The 17,566-nt window shown below is 68.3% G+C and carries 13 protein-coding genes; 4 read left to right on the top strand and 9 right to left on the bottom strand.

Translation table 11 applies throughout. From position 1 onward, the window contains the following. Positions 1-48: 48 nt before the first annotated feature. Entirely contained in the window at positions 49-1,491 is a 1,443-nt protein-coding gene (locus tag ACLJOO_RS21480; protein ID WP_410789026.1) for a methyltransferase, read from the top strand. A 7-nt stretch (positions 1,492-1,498) separates the two neighbouring features. Here the strand turns inward: ACLJOO_RS21480 and ACLJOO_RS21475 are convergent, their stop codons facing one another. Both ACLJOO_RS21475 and ACLJOO_RS21470 read right to left on the bottom strand, forming a co-directional pair. Further along, positions 1,499-3,067 carry a diguanylate cyclase gene (locus ACLJOO_RS21475; RefSeq protein WP_410789025.1) on the bottom strand — a complete coding sequence of 523 codons (1,569 nt, stop codon included), beginning with the start codon at positions 3,065-3,067 and terminating at the stop codon, positions 1,499-1,501. Positions 3,068-3,085: 18 nt separating this feature from the next. Then, complete coding sequence (locus ACLJOO_RS21470) at positions 3,086-4,642, bottom strand: diguanylate cyclase domain-containing protein (protein WP_410789024.1); 1,557 nt, start codon at positions 4,640-4,642, stop codon at positions 3,086-3,088. 205 nt (positions 4,643-4,847) lie between these two features. Here ACLJOO_RS21470 and ACLJOO_RS21465 point away from each other — a divergent pair, with 205 nt between their 5' ends. Next, a complete protein-coding gene (locus ACLJOO_RS21465) occupies positions 4,848-5,651 on the top strand; it encodes a TIGR03619 family F420-dependent LLM class oxidoreductase (RefSeq protein WP_410789023.1) in 804 nt (267 codons plus the stop codon). A gap of 9 nt (positions 5,652-5,660) precedes the next feature. Here the strand turns inward: ACLJOO_RS21465 and ACLJOO_RS21460 are convergent, their stop codons facing one another. The 7 genes from ACLJOO_RS21460 to ACLJOO_RS21430 all read right to left on the bottom strand — a co-directional run bounded on the left by ACLJOO_RS21460 (position 5,661) and on the right by ACLJOO_RS21430 (position 14,453). Next, positions 5,661-6,965, bottom strand: a complete 1,305-nt coding sequence (locus ACLJOO_RS21460) for a cytochrome P450 (protein WP_410789946.1) — start codon at positions 6,963-6,965, stop codon at positions 5,661-5,663. 308 nt (positions 6,966-7,273) lie between these two features. After that, on the bottom strand, positions 7,274-8,068 hold the full coding sequence (locus tag ACLJOO_RS21455; protein WP_410789022.1) for a DUF2785 domain-containing protein: 795 nt from the start codon (positions 8,066-8,068) through the stop codon (positions 7,274-7,276). 176 nt (positions 8,069-8,244) lie between these two features. After that, positions 8,245-9,009, bottom strand: a complete 765-nt coding sequence (locus ACLJOO_RS21450) for a hypothetical protein (RefSeq protein WP_410789020.1) — start codon at positions 9,007-9,009, stop codon at positions 8,245-8,247. A 1-nt stretch (position 9,010) separates the two neighbouring features. Then, positions 9,011-10,003 (bottom strand): ABC transporter ATP-binding protein, encoded by a 993-nt coding sequence (locus ACLJOO_RS21445; RefSeq protein WP_410789018.1) that lies wholly within the window; start codon positions 10,001-10,003, stop codon positions 9,011-9,013. Between the two features lie 280 nt (positions 10,004-10,283). Beyond that, positions 10,284-11,489, bottom strand: a complete 1,206-nt coding sequence (locus ACLJOO_RS21440; RefSeq protein ID WP_410789017.1) for a DUF4142 domain-containing protein — start codon at positions 11,487-11,489, stop codon at positions 10,284-10,286. Positions 11,490-11,582: 93 nt separating this feature from the next. Continuing rightward, positions 11,583-13,886 carry a sodium-translocating pyrophosphatase gene (locus ACLJOO_RS21435; protein WP_410789016.1) on the bottom strand — a complete coding sequence of 768 codons (2,304 nt, stop codon included), beginning with the start codon at positions 13,884-13,886 and terminating at the stop codon, positions 11,583-11,585. Between the two features lie 237 nt (positions 13,887-14,123). Next, positions 14,124-14,453 carry an STAS domain-containing protein gene (locus ACLJOO_RS21430; RefSeq protein WP_130387202.1) on the bottom strand — a complete coding sequence of 110 codons (330 nt, stop codon included), beginning with the start codon at positions 14,451-14,453 and terminating at the stop codon, positions 14,124-14,126. A gap of 191 nt (positions 14,454-14,644) precedes the next feature. Here ACLJOO_RS21430 and ACLJOO_RS21425 point away from each other — a divergent pair, with 191 nt between their 5' ends. Next, on the top strand, positions 14,645-16,954 hold the full coding sequence (locus tag ACLJOO_RS21425; RefSeq protein ID WP_410789015.1) for a DEAD/DEAH box helicase: 2,310 nt from the start codon (positions 14,645-14,647) through the stop codon (positions 16,952-16,954). A gap of 35 nt (positions 16,955-16,989) precedes the next feature. Beyond that, positions 16,990-17,364: a hypothetical protein gene (locus ACLJOO_RS21420; RefSeq protein WP_410789014.1), complete on the top strand. Its 375-nt coding sequence runs from the start codon at positions 16,990-16,992 to the stop codon at positions 17,362-17,364. Positions 17,365-17,566: the final 202 nt, after the last annotated feature.

The following is a 17,566-nucleotide window of genomic DNA, read 5'->3' as shown; positions in this document are numbered from 1 at the left end:
GGGGGCAACCCTCCAGCTCAGTGGGCCCCGGGGTGGGAGGATGTGCGCATGCGGGAACTGACGGGGCATGTGGTGGAGGGGTTGCGTACGGCGTTTGCCGGGGCGGGGTACACCACGGACGGAGTGGCCGAGCGGCTCGGTGTACAGGCGAATGCGGCGTTGGCGCGGAACGAGACCTCGGCGGCGGCCCGTCGTACGGCGTCGGGGGATGCGCTCGACACGATGATCCGGTTGTTCCTCCTCCAGCAGAACGTTCCGGAAAACGCTGTAAACAAGGCGTTTCCGGGGGTTGATCTGGTTGCTCTGGGCATCGTTGAGCGTAGTGGGGGCGAGGTTCGGGCGGTGGTCGATGTCCGGCCGTTTGCGGAGGATGAGCGGGACTGGTGGGTGGTGGCGGACCTCACGCCGGGGCTTGACGGGCGGCGGGAGGCGATGCGATCCGATTATGTGCTCGGCATCGCGCCGGCCAGCCTCAGCCTCATTCACCTGACCGTCCCGATCAAGGCTGAGCGGGCGCTCGATATCGGCACCGGGTGCGGTATCCAGTCGCTCCATCTCACGGATCGGGTCAACCAGCTGACGGCGACCGACGTCAACCCGCGCGCCCTTCAGCTCGCCAAGGCGACGGCGGCGCTCAACCACATCGAGCTCGATCTCCGCGACGGCAGCCTGTACGAACCCGTCCGTGGCGAGCGTTTCGACCTGATCGTCAGCAACCCGCCGTACGTGATCTCTCCGCCCGGCGGCGATCTCACCTACCGCGAGACGGAGTACGTCGGTGACGGTGTCGTCGAGCAGCTCATAAGGCAAGCGCCGGATCACCTGACCGACGGTGGCTGGTGTCAGCTGCTCGCCAACTGGACCTGTGTCCGCGGCGAGAACTGGCAGGACCGCATCGCCGCCTGGACGGGCGACCGCTCCGCCTGGGCAGTGCAGCGCGAGCAACTCGACCCGTCCGAGTACGTCGAGCTCTGGCTCCGTGACGCCGGCCTGCACGGCTCGCCGCAGTACACCACCAGGTACGACGAATGGATGCGCTATCTCGACGAGCACAATGTCGAGGCGATCGGCATGGGCTGGATCACGCTGCACAATGTCGAAGGCTCCCTCACCGCGGAGGCCTGGCCGTACGAGATCGAGCGCCCGATCGGCCCACACGTCCTGCACCGCTTCGAACGCCTGGAAGGCCTCCCGGCCGACCTCACCGCGCTCCACCTGCACGTGGCCGACGACGTCATCCAGGAGGCCACCGGACAGCCAGGAGCCGAGGACCCGGCCACGATCGTGCTCCGACGGCAGCGTGGCATGCGGAGAGCCGAGCAGGTCGACACTGTCATGGCAGGCTTCGTCGGCGCGTGCGACGGCGACCTGAGCACCGGCCAGATCCTCGCCGCGCTGGCCGACCTCATGGACCGCCCAGTGGTCGACGTACTCGCCGACTACCTCCCACAGATCAGAAACCTCGTAGTAGAAGGCTTCCTGGACTACTGATCAGCAACTACTGAGCATCGCGCCGGCGTCGGCGTTTCTCGGCGTACATGCGCCGATCCGCCTCAGTCAGCAGCTCAGCAACCGCCGTACCGTCCGTGCTGCTCGCCTGCCCCACACTCAACCGCAGCAGCGCGAACCACGGCTCCTCTGCCCGCTCCGCCTCACGATCCGCAGCGGACTTGATCCGCTCGACCAGCTCAGGCGCACCGCGCTCGTCCGGGTTGTCGAGTACGACGACGAACTCGTCCCCGCCCGCGCGCGCCACGACATCCTCCGCGCGGCACTGCTCGGTCAGCAGCGTCCCGACCCGCCGCAGCACCTCGTCGCCGCTGGCGTGCCCGTAGCTGTCGTTGATCACCTTGAGGTTGTCCACATCGATCGCGACCACCGCGATCGAGCGGCCGGAGTCCTGCGCCACCGACATCCGCTCGTCGAGCGCACGCCGATTCCCCACACCGGTCAGCGGATCCTCACGCGCAGCCCGCCACTCGGCATCGTGCCGGATCGAGAGCTCGTGGTTGGCCAGCGCGCTGCGTACGGCGTACAGCCCGCGCAACCGCTCCGCCCACCAGCCGCGGCTGATCGCCCGCGCGTACTGCAGCCCGGAGGACGCACCAGTGTCCCCGGACTCCGCACTGATCTGTACGGCGGTGTGCCGGATCAGCGCCTCCACGGGCGGATCCGACGTCGGCGGCAGGTCACTCGCCGCCCGGTCCGCGGCGTCCATCGCCTCACCGATCCGGGCGCGCGCCAGGTACGCCTTGGCCAGATAAGCGCCCGCGATCGCCGCCAGCTCGAGATCACCGAGCTTGGCCAGCTGATCCCGGCAGTCTTTCAGGACCACGGCCGCCTCGCCCGCGTCAGCGGCGTCGTTGCTCGCCGCGAGCCACATCCGCCCGGCCATCGGCCAGTACCCGAGCAGGTCGGCGGCGAGGATCACCTCGACCGCCTCGCCCGCCCAACGGTGCGCGGCGCGCCGGCGTTCCTTGATCTCCTCGTCGTACGACGTGTCGCCGAGGCGCTCGAGTTCGTGGGCCCAGCGCAGGTTCGACTCGGCCAGGTTCAGCCGGTTGATCGCGGGCGCCTCGGGCAGGCCGAGCGGATCGTGGTCACCCTCGGCGGCGAGCTCGAAGTGCGGGATGCACAGTTCGTACAGCCGGAGCAGGTCGTAGGCGTAGCCAAGGCCGGTGTGCGCCCAGCCGGCCAGCCCGAGGTCGCGGGTCCGAGACAGTGCGTTCTCCGCGGCGACCAGGTCGGCGACCGAGTCACCGCCCTCGCCGGTCCGGATCAGGGTGACGATCCGGAGCGCGATCGCGTTCGCCTCCCAGCCCGGCTCGTCGATCGCGCGGGCGACCCGGATACAGCTGTCGACGGCGTCGAGCGCTTCGACCGAGTCGGTGGCGTGATGCGCCGCGACGGCTCGCACGTACTCCGCAGCGGCCCGTTCGTGCGTGGGCTCCTGGCCCAGCTCGGCGAGCAGCGCGTTCAGCTCGAGCGCCGCCTCGGCCGGACTGCCCGACTGCGCCTGCGTCATCGCCGCCGCGATCCGCGTCGTCACCCCGGACGTCTCCCGCACCACACCTCCCCACTTTCGTCACTTCTTGCGGCGTTTCTCCTTGTAGAGGCGCCGATCCGCCTGTGAGATCAACTGCTCGACGGCGATTCCTTCGGCGGTCGCGGCGTACCCGAGGCTCAATCCGAGCCGGCGCAGCCACGGTTTCTCCGTCGTCGCAGCGATCGCCTCGACGGCGATCCGGATCCGCTCGGCCAGCTGGGCGCCGCCCTTGGCGTCGGGCTGATCGAGCACCACGAAGAACTCGTCGCCACCCGATCGAATCACGGCATCGGTTGCTCGCGCCTGTTCTACCAGGAGATTTGCAACAACCTGCAGCAATTCGTCCCCGCAGGCGTGCCCGAACGTGTCGTTGACGAGTTTCAGGTCGTCCACGTCGATCGCCAGCAACGTCACCGCCCGGCCGGAGTCCCGGGCCGCGGTCAGCCGCTCGTCGAGAGCGCGGCGATTTCCCACGCCGGTCAGCGGATCCTGCCGCGCCGCGTGCCACTCGGCGTCGTGCCGGGCCGGCAGGTCGTGCGCGGCAAGCGCATGCCGTACGGCGTTCAGCGCGCGCTGCCGTTCCTTCCACCAGCCCCGCGCGACCGATCGCGCGTAGGCCAGCCCCGCCTGGGCACCCGCCGTACCGTCGGCCGCCTCGACCTCCGAACGGGTCTGCAGCACCAGGACGTGGGTCGATGGGTCGGCCAACGGAAGCAGGTCGTCGGCCGCCCGGTCCGCCGCGGCTTTCGCCTCCTCGGACTTCCCCTGCGCCTGCAGGGCTCTGGCCAGGTAGGCACCGGCGATCGCGAGCCGCTCGGTCTCGCCCAGCTTGCTGATCTCGTCACGGATCTCGGTCAGGTCGGCGACCGCCCGGTCCGGGTCCTCGGCGGTCGCGGCGGCGGCGATCCACAGCCGGGCGCTGAGTTTCCAGAACTCCTGGGTCTCGTCGTCGACCACCACCCGCTCAGCCTCGCGTGCCCAGTACGCCGCGGAGGCCAGACGCTCCTCGATCTCCCTTGTATACAAAGGATCGCCGAGGCGTTCGAGTTCGTGCGCCCAGCGCAGGTACGTCTCGGCGAGGTTCAACCGGTCGATCGCCTGCGACTCCGCCAACTCGAAGACATCGACGTCCAGCTGGGTGGCGAGCTCGTAATGCGGAATGCACAGTTCGAAAAGCCGTAGGACGTCGTACGCGTAGCCGAGGCCGGTGTGCGCCCAGGCGGTCAGGCCGGCGTCCCTGGTGCGGTTCAAGGCTGCTTCAGCGGCGACCAGGTCGTTGACCGTGTCACCGCCGCGGCCGCTGCGGGCGAGGTTGATGATGCGGATCGGCAGGGCGTTCGCTTCCCAACCCGGTTCGTCGATCGCGCGGGCGATCTCGATACACGCGTCGACCGCGCGCAACGCCTCGTCGGCATCGCTGGCATGGTGCGCCGTCACGCCCCGGACGTACTCCGCGGCCGCCAGCCGGTAGCTCGGCACGCCGCCGAGCTCGGTCCGGATCGCCTCGATCTCCGCCGCCGCCGTCGCATGCCCACCCGACTGCGCCGCGGTCATCGCGGCGGCGATCCGTACGGTCAGCGCATCGTCCGCCGCCATCTCGCCATTCCCCATACCGCCGACGGCCCTTCCCTGTTCCGTCAACCCGCACCTCGGGCCGGACCGCCCATTGTGACCACCTGCCCCCGGTTCTGTCACGACCCGATCCGGCCATCGGCCACCTAGTGCCACAAGAAACCTACTCGGCGTACGGATGACTCAATCGTTTGCGTTGACCCCAGGGACAAGGTTTTACGGTTCGGTGGTGAGATTCGCGGTGAGTTACAGCACGCCGGCGTACGGGATGGATCCGGAGCGCCTGGTCAGGTTCGCGCGGCGAGCCGAGGAGTGCGGGTTCGAGGGGTTGTACGTGCCGGAGCACGTGGCGCTGTATCGCGGCGCCAGTTTCGGCGGGTACGAGATGCCGACCGACCTGCCGTACGGCGATCCGCTCGAGCTGCTCGGGTTCGTGGCGGCGTCTACGGAACGGCTCCTGCTCGGGACAGCTGTGCTGTTGCTGCCGTACCACCATCCGGTGGTGCTGGCGAAGCGGTTGGCGACGCTTGACGTGCTGTCGAAGGGGCGGATGCGGTTGCTGACCGTCGGCGTGGGCAGTTTGCCGGGCGAGGCTCGGGCAGTGGGTGTGGACTTCGCGTCGCGCGGGCGACGTACGGACGAGGCGATCGACGTACTGCGGCTGCTGTGGTCGGGTGATCGCGTCAGCTTCTCCGGCGAGTTCTTCGAGTTCGAGGACCTGAGCAGCTTCCCGCATCCACTGGCGCCACTGCCGATCCACATCGGCGGCTCCAGCCGCGCCGCAGCCCGCCGCGCAGGCACCCGCGGCGACGGCTACTTCCCAGGCGGTGCGCTAACCCCAGCCGAACGCGCAACCCAGTGGAAGCTGGCCACGTCAACCCGTGACGACCTCGAATACACCCGCTGGGCCTCCATCGACCTGACCCCAGACGCCGCAGCCTCCTACGAGTCCCAAGGCGTCACCCGCCTGGTCGTCACCACGCCAGACCTGGACGAACTAACCCAGTTCGCCAAACGCTTCCAACTGACCTAACCCACCCGCTCAGCCGGCGACCTGTTCGGCGGCGGCTGCGTGTAGGCGGACGGGAAGGGTCTCGACGCCGTACACGATCGAGAAGTCGCGGAAGCGGAGTTGCTCCTCGGGAACGGCGAGGGACAGGTCCGGGAAGCGGTGCGCGAGGGCGGTGAAGGCCGCGCGGAGCTCCATCCGGGCCAGCTCGGCGCCGACGCAGCGGTGCATGCCGTGGCCGAATGCCAGGTGCGCGGACGACACCGTACGACGTGGGTAGAAGTCCTCGGCGTCCGCGCCGAAGACCTTCTTGTCCCGATCCGCGCCGGACAGCGACACCGCGACGAGGTCGCCCTTCTTCACCTGCTGACCGAACAGCTCCTGGTCGTGCCGGGCGAACCGCGGGAACGCGACCTGCACCACGGTCAGGTACCGCAGGAGCTCCTCGACGATCACGTCGACCGCACCGGGCTCGTTGCGGATCCGCTCGAAGTTCGAAGGGTCGCGCAGCAGCACCAGCGTGCCGAGCGCCAGCATGCTCGCGGACGTCTCGTACCCGCCCAGGAACACCCCGTCCGCCAGCCCGCCGAGCTCGATGTCGTCGAGGTCGTCACCCTGCTCGCGGATGATCGACCCGATCAGCCCGTCGCCGGGGTTCTCCCGCTGCTTCCGGACGATCTCGAACAGGAAGTCCCGCGACTCCGACGCCGACCCGAACACCCCGATGCCGCCACCGGACAGGTCGAACCGCGCCGGTCCGAGCGCACGGAACCGATCACGGTCGGACTCCTCGACGCCGAGCAGGTCCGCGATCAGCAGGAACGGCACGTTGAAGGCGAAATCGGCGACGATGTCGGCGACCGGGCCCTTGGCCTCCATCAGGTCCAGCTGGTCGTTGACGATCTTCTCGATCGCCGGCTCCAGCCGGGCCAGCTTGCGCTTGGTGAACTCGGGCGTCAGCAGCTTCCGCAGCCGCGTGTGGTCCGGCGGATCGGTGAACCCGAGACCCCCGATGCCCTCCGACGGCTTGTTCGGGTCCGAGCCGACCAGCGGCCGGATGTCGTTGCTGAAGTTCGTGCTGTCGGCGAGCACGGCCTTCGCCTCGGCGTGACCGCTCACGACGAAGACGTTCAGCCCGAACAGATGAGCCAGTTTGTGCACCGGCTCGGTCTCGCGCACCTGGGCCAGCTCCGGGACCGGATCGAGCCCCTCGCGGCGCAACGGCATCGAGACCTGGCGCGGGAACATCCGCATTTTCGACAGGTCGAGGCCACCCTTGCGGGTGGTCCTGTTGAGAATGCGGTTGCCGACCCATCTCTTCAGGTATGTCGCAACCATGACTTCCACGCGCCCTCTCTAAAACCCGCTGCCCCCAAACGGCTGTGTAACTCAAAGCTAACCTCGCCGGGGACCAGATCTGATGGTGTTGGCACTACTTCGGTAGTGGCGTTGACACCACCATGGGAGGGGGCCATGGCGTGCCAGCAGAGACCTTGTCACGGACCGAGCCTCCACTGCCACCTGAAACCACCTGTACTCCGCCCTGGACTACGACATGCCGTTCCTCGGGGAGGATTCAGGGAAAGTCCAGACGAAAGTCGGATGCGTCCTACCCCACCAGGTAGTTGCCGCCGACCACTTCAGGCTCAGAGATAGTACGGCGTGACGATCCGGAGCACGTCCGCGAGCTTGGTCTTGACCTGGTCGGCCTGCGGAATCCGTGTGAGTTTCTTCGCATCCCCGACCCGCAGACCGTGGTCGGCGAACACGTACAGCGCCCGCAGCGTACGGATCGTGTTCGTCACCTCGGGCGTGATCCCTTCGGCCGGCGGGTTCGCCAGCTGCCGGATCGCCGGGTCCAGCCAGTCGGTCGCGTCGCTGCCGGTCAGCTCGTCGCGCGTCAGCGTCGCCGCGAGCGCGTACCCGAGCCGGTCGTCCTCCATGTCCCGCAGCACGTACGGGGTCGGCGTCAGCAACCGCCCGATCCCGAGCTGCAGCATTTGTACCGGCTCCACCGCCGTGTGCTGCCCGAGCGTCCCGAGCAGATCCCCGCCATGCGCCACCGCATGCAGCCAGCCGAGCTTCTCGTCGTACCCCCGGAGGTCCTCCTCCGCGACGTACCAGCGCTCGAACGGCGCCACCCAGCTGGGTTCGAAGACCCCGCTCGTCACGATCACGTCCAGGATCAACGGCGCGAACGTCCGCGCCTGGATCTCCGGGTCCGTGAACCGCGGCACCATCTCGTCGCCGAGCGCCCGCAGCTCGTCCGTCGACAGCACGCCGCGGCTGATCCAGGTCGCGAGCACGGAGTACGCCTGCCGGTCCCGTACGACGGGATCGGGGGACCGCAGCATCCCGACCAGCTCGGCCACCAGCTCACCCAGCGGCCGCCCTTCGGGAACCGCGAAACCTGCCTCACGCACCTGCGCCCAGTCCGTCATGCGCGGCACCGTAATCCGTCGACGGGCCACCCGGCCAGCCCCGAATCAGCATGGGAAACGGCCCGTGGCCCATCCGGAGACCGGATGCACCACGGGCCGTCGCGACCAGGACCCCTCAGCCTGGCCGAGCCCCGCGCCCCGGTCAGGGCCCCTCAACCTCGACCGGGGTGGACTTGTTATGCGTCGCGCTTGCTCGCCGACACCAGAGCGATGGTCATCAGCGCGGCCGCCCAGCCGGCGAAGTACAGCAGTGCCCACCACGGGCTGAGCGCGAAGTCGCTACCGCCGGCGCCCGCCCCGGCCAGACCGAAGTCCTGACCCTGGTTGAGGAACGAACTACCGTTCGCGAACGGCGCCCACCGGGCCAGGTCGTCGCCGACCTTCGGGATCAGGTTGACCAGGTTCTCGACCAGCAGCGGCCAGAGAATCAGGATCGCGATCGCACCGGCGCTCTGCCGGATCAGGATGCCGACCGCCACCGCGAACACCGCGGAGATCGAGAACACCAGGCCTTGGCCGGCTAGCAGCCGCCACTCGGCACCGGTGTTGATCGCCAGGTCCGCGTTGCTCGCGAACAGGCTGCCGATCCCCCAGGCGCCGAAGGACGCGATCAGGCCGATGATGCCGGCCAGGAACGCGACCACGGCGGTCTTGCCGAGCAGCAGCGCGGCGCGCTGCGGAACGGCCTGGAAGCTGGTCCGGATGGTGCCGAACCGGTACTCGGTGGTGACGGCCAGCGCGGCCATCACCATCATCACCATCTGGCTGAGCTGCGCGCCGGGCTGGGTGATGAAGATGGTCGCCTGCTGCTCCTCGGCGCCCTTGAGGAAGCCGGTCGTCAAGGCCGCGAGCCCGACGGTCAGCACGGCCGCGACGATCATGCACCACCACGGCGACCGGGTGGAGAAGAGTTTGATCCGCTCGACAGCGATCACCGACATGTCAGTTGTCCTCCTTCGGACCCGCGGCCACCTCGGCGGCGTCGGGTGCGTCGAGCGAGGTCACAGCGGCGATCTCCTCGTGCGCGTGGTACTCGACCGAGTCACCGGTCATCTGCATGAATGCCTGCTCCAGCGAACCGCGCTGCAGCGTCAGCTCGTGCAGCACGATGCCGTGCGCGGCGGCCGTCTCACCGATCTGGTCGGTGGTCAGGTCGCCCTCGACGAACAGCACCTTGCCCTGGTCCTCGACGTCCTCGATCCGGGTCGCGAGGTGCTGCTCGTTCAGCACACCGGCGAACTGGTCGAGCTGCGGGGTCCGCACCTTCACCGTCGTACCGCTGGCGCGGTCGACGAACTCCTGCGTGGTGCTCTGCGCGATCAGCTTGCCGCGGCCGATGACGACCAGGTCCTCGGCGGTCAGCGCCATCTCGGACAGCAGGTGGCTGGAGACCAGCACGGTGCGGCCCTCGTCGGCCAGCCGGTGCATGAAGGTCCGGATCCAGACGATGCCCTCCGGGTCGAGACCGTTCACCGGCTCGTCGAACAGCAGCACCTCCGGGTCGCCGAGCAACGCGCCGGCGATGCCGAGCCGCTGCGACATACCCAGCGAGAAGGCGCCGGCCCGCTTGTTCGCGACCGACGTCAGGCCGACCATGTCGAGCGCCTTGTCGACCGATGACTTCGGCAACTTGTTCGACGCGGCCATCCACATCAGATGGGCTCGCGCCGAGCGGTTCGGGTGCACCCACTTGGCGTCCAGCAGCGCGCCGACCTTGGTCAGCGGCCGGTGCAGGTCGCGGTACCGCTGGCCGTCGATGGTGACCTCGCCGGACGTCGGGGTGTCGAGTCCGAGGATCATCCGCATGGTGGTGGACTTGCCGGCCCCGTTCGGGCCGAGGAAGCCGGTCACCCTGCCGGGTTTCACCTCGAAAGACAGGTTGTCAACGGCAACTGTTGCGCCGTATCGCTTGGTGAGGCCTTTTGCCTCGATCATCGCCGTGCTCCTCGTTCGGTGGCGTGAATTGTCCCCAGTCGGGCGGGTTGTGTCGTGATGAGATCAGTATCGAGGTCTGAGGGGGGCCGGGCATCGGACCGCGGGCGGATCCGGTGTGTCCACCCGTGGGTTGATTCTGCCGCCGGTGCGCGGGCGGCTGCTATCGGTTATGCCCCTGACCACAACCCCGACGATCCCCCATGCCGCGGCTCAGCACATCAGCCGAAAGTCGACGTACGACGTACTTCGGTCGGCCGTTGGTGGAAGTAACTACCAAAACTCAGTCGAGCGGAACGCCGTAGAGCACGAGGTTCTCGCTGTAGCGGTGCGCCGTACGGTCATAGGAACCCGTGCAGGTCACCAACGCCAGCCGGGGCTTCACCGCACCGTGGAACAGGTCGGCGGGCAAAGCCTCCTGCTTATAGGTACGGCGCGCAACGATGCGGTACCAGTGCTCGCCGCCGTCCCCACCTGTCACCGCGACACTGGTGCCGACCGGTACGCCGGACAGCGCTGCGAACACTCCGCGCCCTTTGGCGGTGTCCACATGCCCCGCAAGCAGTACGGTGCCACCATCGGAGCCTGGCGCCGCGCCCGCGGCCCACCAGCCCACGTCCGCTGCCGACTTCGGCACCTGCAGCTGACCGTTGCCGCCGGTCGCAACCGGCTGCACAGACGCTTCCAGTACGCCGGGCAATTTCAAACGGACAGGCGGTACGGCGGCCTCGCGGTCCGCGGTCGTCTTGCCCGCGTCCGGGACCTTCCCGGTGTTGTTGGGCTGTCCGCCGAACAGCATCACGAGACCCGCTGCGAGGGCTGCGATCCCCAGGAGGCGCCGCTTCAGCGGGATCGACTTGCCGACCAGAATCAGCACCGCACCGATGCCCATCAGGATCAGTGCGGCCCGGGTGCGGGCCAGGTTGGCCTCTGCCTGCTGGCCACCCTCTCCCGTAGGCACCACCGGAGTGGTGGTTTCGACGCGACAGGTACCTGTGACCGCACGCTGGTGCATCTGGATCACGGGCTTGGCGCCGTCAGCCACTGCCTCGACCGCAGGCGACGCGCTGATCGGCAGCTCACCTTCTACGAGTGCCAGGTACTGCTGATGCAGCTGGCGCTGGAAGGCCAGCCACGCGCCGTCGTACGCCGTTGTCCCGGCCTTGGCCGCGAGTACGTCGAGCTGGCGGCGCTGGGCCGTCGAAGGTGCCGTCGGCAGCAGAATGCTGAGTCGTGTGGCGACGTCGAGCTCCTGCGCGGACAGCTTGCGGTTGTCCCGTTCCAGCTGGGCGGCGACCCGCCGTACGCAGGAGGTTCGGCCCTTGGCCGTCGCCGTCTGGGCGGCCTCGATGATGGTCAGGTTGAGCTGGTGAGCGGTGTTGAGATAGGCGACATCCGGTTGCGGTGTCGCCGCGTTCGCCGGCTGCACGATGGCCAGAACGCCTGCCACAACGAGAAGCAGCAGCGCGGGCACTCGGGCAATCCTCACATGATGACAGTAAGTGAGCGGGACGTCGGGGTCCAGGCAAACGAAACGGCCCGCCGGTCGGAACCGGCGAGCCGTTTCGGGCAGCTCCTGCGATCAGGCTGCGGCGTTCACCTCGGCCGGAGTGTCGGAGATGACCGACTCCCGGCGCTTCGAGACGTACACGGCCGCGGCCAGGATCACCACGGCGACGACCGCGATGACGATCCGCAGCGGCGTGTTGGTGTCGTCGCCGATCGACGACATCCCGACGACGGCCGGCGCGATCAGCACCGAGACCAGGTTCATCACCTTGATCAGCGGGTTGATGGCCGGACCGGCGGTGTCCTTGAACGGGTCGCCGACGGTGTCACCGATGACGGTGGCCTCGTGCGCGGGCGAACCCTTGCCGCCGTGGTTGCCGTCCTCGACCAGCTTCTTGGCGTTGTCCCAGGCACCACCGGAGTTGGCCAGGAAGACCGCCATCAGCGTGCCGGAGCCGATCGCACCGGCCAGGTAGCCGGCCAGCGCCGGGGCGCCGAGACCGAAGCCGACGGCGATCGGAGCGGTCAGCGCGAGCAGACCCGGGGTGGCCAGCTCCCGCAGCGAGTCGCGGGTGCAGATGTCCACCACCTTGCCGTACTCCGGCTTGCCCGTACCCTCCATGATCCCGGGGATGTCGCGGAACTGGCGACGTACCTCGTAGACGACCGCACCGGCGGCGCGGCCGACGGCGTTGATCGCGAGACCGGAGAACATGAACACGACCGCGCAACCGAGGATCAGACCGACCAGCGTGCCCGGGTTGAACACCAGGGAGTCCGCCTCGAACTTGGCGTAGTTCTCGGCCAGCGAGGTGCGGATCGCGTCGGTGTACGAACCGAACAGTGCGGTCGCGGCCAGTACGGCGGTCGCGATCGCGATGCCCTTGGTGATGGCCTTCGTGGTGTTGCCGACGGCGTCCAGCTCGGTCAGGATCTGGGCCGCCTCGCCGTCCACGTCACCGGACATCTCGGCGATGCCCTGCGCGTTGTCGGAGACCGGGCCGAAGGTGTCCATCGCGACGATGACGCCGACGGTGGTCAGCAGACCGCAACCGGCCAGCGCGATCGCGAACAGTGCGACCACACCGGACCCGCCCACCAGGAACGCGCCGTACACGGCCGCCGCGATCACCACGGCGGTGTAGACGGCGGACTCGAAGCCGACCGAGATACCGGACAGGATCACGGTCGCGGCACCGGTCAGCGACGACTTGCCGACGTCCTTGACCGGCTTGTCCTCGGTGCCGGTGAAGTAACCGGTCAGCGCCAGGATGACGGCCGCCAGCACGATGCCGATGATCACCGAGATCGTCGCGATCAGCCGCGGGTCGCCGTCGGTCGCGGCGATCGACTCGCTCGCGTCCGTGAGGTCCTTGAAGCTGCTCGGCAGATAGACGAACGCCGCCACCGCACAGAGCACACCGGAGACGACCGCGGAGATGTAGAACGCGCGGTTGATGGTGCGCAGACCGTTCTCGCCGGTCCGCGGGCGGGTCAGGAAGACACCGAGGACCGCGGTGAGCGCGCCGATGGCCGGCACGATCAGCGGGAAGATCAGGCCCTGCTCGCCGAACGCGGCCTTGCCCAGGATCAGCGAGGCCACCAGCATCACGGCGTACGACTCGAACAGGTCGGCCGCCATACCGGCGCAGTCACCGACGTTGTCGCCCACGTTGTCGGCGATGGTCGCCGCGTTGCGGGGGTCGTCCTCGGGGATGTTCTGCTCGACCTTGCCGACCAGGTCGGCGCCGACGTCGGCGGCCTTGGTGAAGATACCGCCGCCGACCCGCATGAACATCGCGAGCATCGCGGCGCCGAAGCCGAAGCCCTCGAGCACCGTCGGGGCGTCACCCTTGAACAGCAGCACGACCAGCGCGGCGCCGAACAGGCCGAAGCCCACGGTCGCCATGCCGACGGTGCCGCCGGTGCGGAACGCGACCCGCATGGCCGGCTCGCGGCCCTCGTCCCGCGCGGCGGCGGCGACCCGGACGTTGGCGCGGGTCGCGAGCCACATCCCCAGGTAGCCGATCGCGGCGGAGAAGCCCGCACCGACCAGGAAGAACACGGAGCGGAAGATCTTCAGCGTGGTCTCGTTGCCGCCGTCGGTGTGCGCCGGCAGCAGGAACAGCAACAGGAACGCGACCACGGCGAAGATCGACAATGTCCGGAACTGCCGGTTCAGGTACGCCGAAGCGCCTTCCTGAACCGCCGCGGCGATCGTCTTCATGTTCTCGGTGCCATCGTTCGCGGCAAGCACCTGGCCCCGGAAGACCATCGCGATGACGACCGCGAGAATCGCGATCACCCCGACGACGATCACCAGTGTGGTGTTGCTCGACGAAAGATCCACCGCTTGTGCAGCAAGCAGCGCGGACATCCGTCCTCCTTGTAGGCAACCCATCCAGGCTTGACGGCCCCCGTCTGCCGCAACCGAAGGGTTGGGGAAATACGACACAGCGCCAGTGGCCTGGCGCGGTGGGTTACTCTAACGGGTTCCCGACCAGACCTGACGACAGGGTGGTCTACGTCATAACTGGCCGGCCCGGCAAGTCCCGTGCCGGAACCTGGGCGGAACGATCACCGAACGTAGTGATGTGGACACCGTTTCGCTTGGTCAGATCGCCGAGGCGACGTCCGGGTGGATGTCGAAGACCTTGGTCAGGCCGGTGATCCGGAAGATCTTGAGCAGCCGTTCCTGGGTACAGACCAGGGACAGGGATCCGTCGTGGGTGCGCACCCGTTTCAGTCCGCCGACGAGAACGCCGAGGCCGGTGGAGTCCAGGAACTCCACGCGTTCCAGGTCGATGACCAGGTCGTAGACCCCTTCGTCGACGAGCGCGGCGATCTTCTCGCGGAGCTTCGGTGCGGTGTAGACGTCGATCTCCCCCGCCACCTCGATGACGGTGCGCCCGCCCTCGGCGCGCGCGGTCAGCGACAGATCCACTTCGGCCTCCGATCCCGTGAACTGCTGCATTCAACCATGTACGGACCGTGAGTGAGACCCGTTGCCGAAAACTCTTTCATCTCGCCCACCCGAAGTCGATTCCCCTCCGGAAAAAGGCCGTGCATCCGAACGTGCATCTCTCAGCTGGTCCTCAGCAAGCAACTGTCCGTGGCAGGGCCTAGGGTGCCGGTATGCGTGCAGGTGGTGAGGCGGCTGCCGTCCTGAAGCGCCTGGCCGCCGGTCGTGACGACCGGCTGACGCATGTCGAGTCGGTGCCGCCGCGAGTAGGACAAACATGTGCTTGGCCGCGCTGGGTCCCGTCCGAGGTCCTCGACCAGCTGCGCGACGCCGGCATCACGGCGCCGTGGACTCATCAGGTGGCGACGGCCGAGGCGGCGTACGGCGGGAAACACGTGGTCGTCGCGACCGGGACAGCCTCCGGCAAGTCGCTCGGGTACCTGCTGCCGGCCTTTGCCACCTTGAGCACCGCCCAGGCAGCGTCACCACACCGCCGTACCGCCTCTGTTTTGTACCTGTCTCCGACCAAGGCACTCGCTCACGATCAGCTCCGCGCGGTCTCGGCGTACACCGTGCCCGGTCTGCGGGCCACGACGCTGGACGGCGACTCGGAGCGGACCGAGCGCGACTGGGCGCGCGACCACGCGACGTACGTGCTCAGCAACCCGGACATGCTGCACCGGTCGGTCCTGCCGAACCACCAACGCTGGGCGCGCTTCCTGGGCTGCCTGCAGTACGTCGTGGTTGATGAGTGCCACCACTACCGCGGCGTCTTCGGTGCGCACGTGGCCGGCGTACTGCGGCGCCTGCGTCGGGTGTGCGCGCAGTACGGCGCCCATCCGATCTTCGTCTGCGCCTCGGCGACTGTGGCCGAGCCAGCGGTGTCAGGCGAGCGTTTGACCGGGCTGCCGATGGTGGAGGTGGTCGAGGACGGCTCTCCACGCGGGGGCATCGCTTTCGGTCTGTGGGAGCCGCCCCTGACCTCTCTACACGGCGAGAACGGCGCACCGGTACGTCGGTCCGCGACAGCCGAGGTGGCGGACCTCCTGACCGATCTGGTCGTGACAGGTGTCCGTACGGTCGCCTTCGTCCGATCGCGGCGTGGAGCCGAGTCAGTCGCGATGACGGCCCGGGAGAACCTGGCTGAGGTCGACCCAACGCTGATCGACCAGGTGTCGGCGTACCGGGCCGGCTACCTGCCGGAGGAGCGTCGGCGGCTCGAGGGAATGCTGCAGAGCGGTGAGCTCACTGGCGTCGCGGCAACGAACGCTCTCGAGCTGGGCATCGACATTGCCGGGCTGGACGCCGTACTGCTCTCTGGCTGGCCAGGTACGCGCGCGTCGCTCTGGCAACAGGCTGGGCGCGCAGGCCGAGCCGGTGGGGACGCGGTGGCGCTGCTGATCGCACGGGACGACCCGCTGGACACCTACCTGGTGCGGCATCCGGCTGCGATCTTCGGGCGCCCGGTCGAGGCGACTGTGTTCAACCCGGAGAACCCGTACGTGCTCGGGCCTCAGCTGTGTGCCGCGGCCCAAGAGCTGCCGCTGACTCCCGACGACTTCGAGGTCTTCGGGGAGACGACGTCTTCTGTGATCGCACAGCTGGTGCGGCAAGGCGCGCTGCGCGAACGGCCGCACGGGTGGTTCTGGACGCGCCGCGAGCGGGCCGTCGACGCCATCGACATCCGGTCGGCCGGTGGGAAGACAGTGCAGATTGTGGAGGACCAGACCGGTCGATTGCTCGGCACGGTCGACGGCGGCTCGGCCCACGCGTCGGTCCACGAGGGTGCTGTCTACGTCCATGCAGGCGAGTCGTATCTCGTGCGTTCGCTCGACCTCGAGGAGCACGCCGCGGTCGTCGAGCCGGCCTCTCCGGACTACACGACCTTCGCGCGGGACGTCACCGAGATCAGCATCCTCGCGACCGAGGAGACGTGCTCGTGGGGTACGGCGGAATTGTCGCGCGGCTGGGTCCAGGTGACGAGCCAGGTCATCTCGTACCAGCGCAAGCTGATCGCGACCGGCGACGTACTCGACGAACAGCCGCTCGACCTGCCGGAGCGCACCCTGCGGACCAAGGCCGTGTGGTGGACCATGCCTGACACCGCTGTCGAGGCGCTCGGGCTGGCCGACGTACCGGGAGCGGCCCACGCCGCCGAACACGCGTCGATCGGCCTGCTCCCGCTCTTCGCCACCTGCGACCGCTGGGACATCGGCGGCGTCTCCACCGCCCGCCACGCCGACACCGGCCAACTGACGGTTTTCGTGTACGACGGCCATCCCGGTGGCGCCGGCTTCGCCGAACACGGGTACGCCGCAGCGCGCGAGTGGTTGACGGCGACACGCGAGGCGATTGCACACTGTGAATGCACGGACGGATGCCCGTCGTGCGTACAGTCGCCCAAGTGTGGGAACCAGAACAACCCACTCGACAAGAGCGGCGCGGTGGCGCTGCTCTCCGCACTACTGAGCAGTGAGGCCTGAAGGGCCGGTGTACGCCGGCAGATAGGCGGGTCGCCATGGCCGTTCTCGGAATCGTCCTGATCGTGCTGGCCGTGTTGTTCGGGCTGGGCGTCTCGGTCTCGTCGACCGCGTCCACCAAGCTGGAGGTCTTCGGCGTCGACTTCGGCGTCTCGGTGCCGACCATCTACTTCCTCGGAGCGGTCACCGGCGCCGCCCTCGTCGTCGGGCTGTGGCTGATGAAGAAGGGCCTCGGGCGCGACCTGCGCCGCCGCAAGGAGATGCGCCAGCTGCGCGCCAAGGTCACCGAGGGTGTCCCAGAGGTATCCGCTGAGCGCGACGAGGCCGTGACTTCCGACACCACCTCTGACGACCGTCCGGAGATCGAGGAACGGGCCGTCGAGGACCCCAAAGAAACCCACCAGCCCCACTGATCAAACACCGTTGCCCTCGGCATCAGTAGCTATCCGAAATCCCTTGGATTGCTGTAATATCTCAGAAATCTCACAGCCTCCGCACGGTGGTCGCACGGCGACCCGGCAACCGGATATCGATGCCTTGCGCAACGACATTCGGGTGGCAGTTAGTTGCCATTGGCATCAAGTTTCACGAGATCGGCATAACCCCCTCGGTCAC

The organism is Kribbella sp. C-35, from assembly GCF_046549195.1.
In the GTDB taxonomy this organism is placed as follows: domain Bacteria; phylum Actinomycetota; class Actinomycetes; order Propionibacteriales; family Kribbellaceae; genus Kribbella.
The sequence above is the reverse complement of the archived record's forward strand: the minus strand, read 5'-3'. Positions and strand labels throughout refer to the sequence as shown.

Coding starts and splice junctions, on each gene's coding strand:
- ACLJOO_RS21480 (WP_410789026.1), top strand. CDS start 49: ATGCGGGAACTGACGGGGCATGTGGTGGAGGGGTTGCGTACGGCGTTT.
- ACLJOO_RS21470 (WP_410789024.1), bottom strand. CDS start 4,642: ATGGCGGCGGACGATGCGCTGACCGTACGGATCGCCGCCGCGATGACC.
- ACLJOO_RS21460 (WP_410789946.1), bottom strand. CDS start 6,965: ATGGTTGCGACATACCTGAAGAGATGGGTCGGCAACCGCATTCTCAAC.
- ACLJOO_RS21455 (WP_410789022.1), bottom strand. CDS start 8,068: ATGACGGACTGGGCGCAGGTGCGTGAGGCAGGTTTCGCGGTTCCCGAA.
- ACLJOO_RS21450 (WP_410789020.1), bottom strand. CDS start 9,009: ATGTCGGTGATCGCTGTCGAGCGGATCAAACTCTTCTCCACCCGGTCG.
- ACLJOO_RS21445 (WP_410789018.1), bottom strand. CDS start 10,003: ATGATCGAGGCAAAAGGCCTCACCAAGCGATACGGCGCAACAGTTGCC.
- ACLJOO_RS21435 (WP_410789016.1), bottom strand. CDS start 13,886: ATGTCCGCGCTGCTTGCTGCACAAGCGGTGGATCTTTCGTCGAGCAAC.
- ACLJOO_RS21425 (WP_410789015.1), top strand. CDS start 14,645: ATGCGTGCAGGTGGTGAGGCGGCTGCCGTCCTGAAGCGCCTGGCCGCC.
- ACLJOO_RS21420 (WP_410789014.1), top strand. CDS start 16,990: ATGGCCGTTCTCGGAATCGTCCTGATCGTGCTGGCCGTGTTGTTCGGG.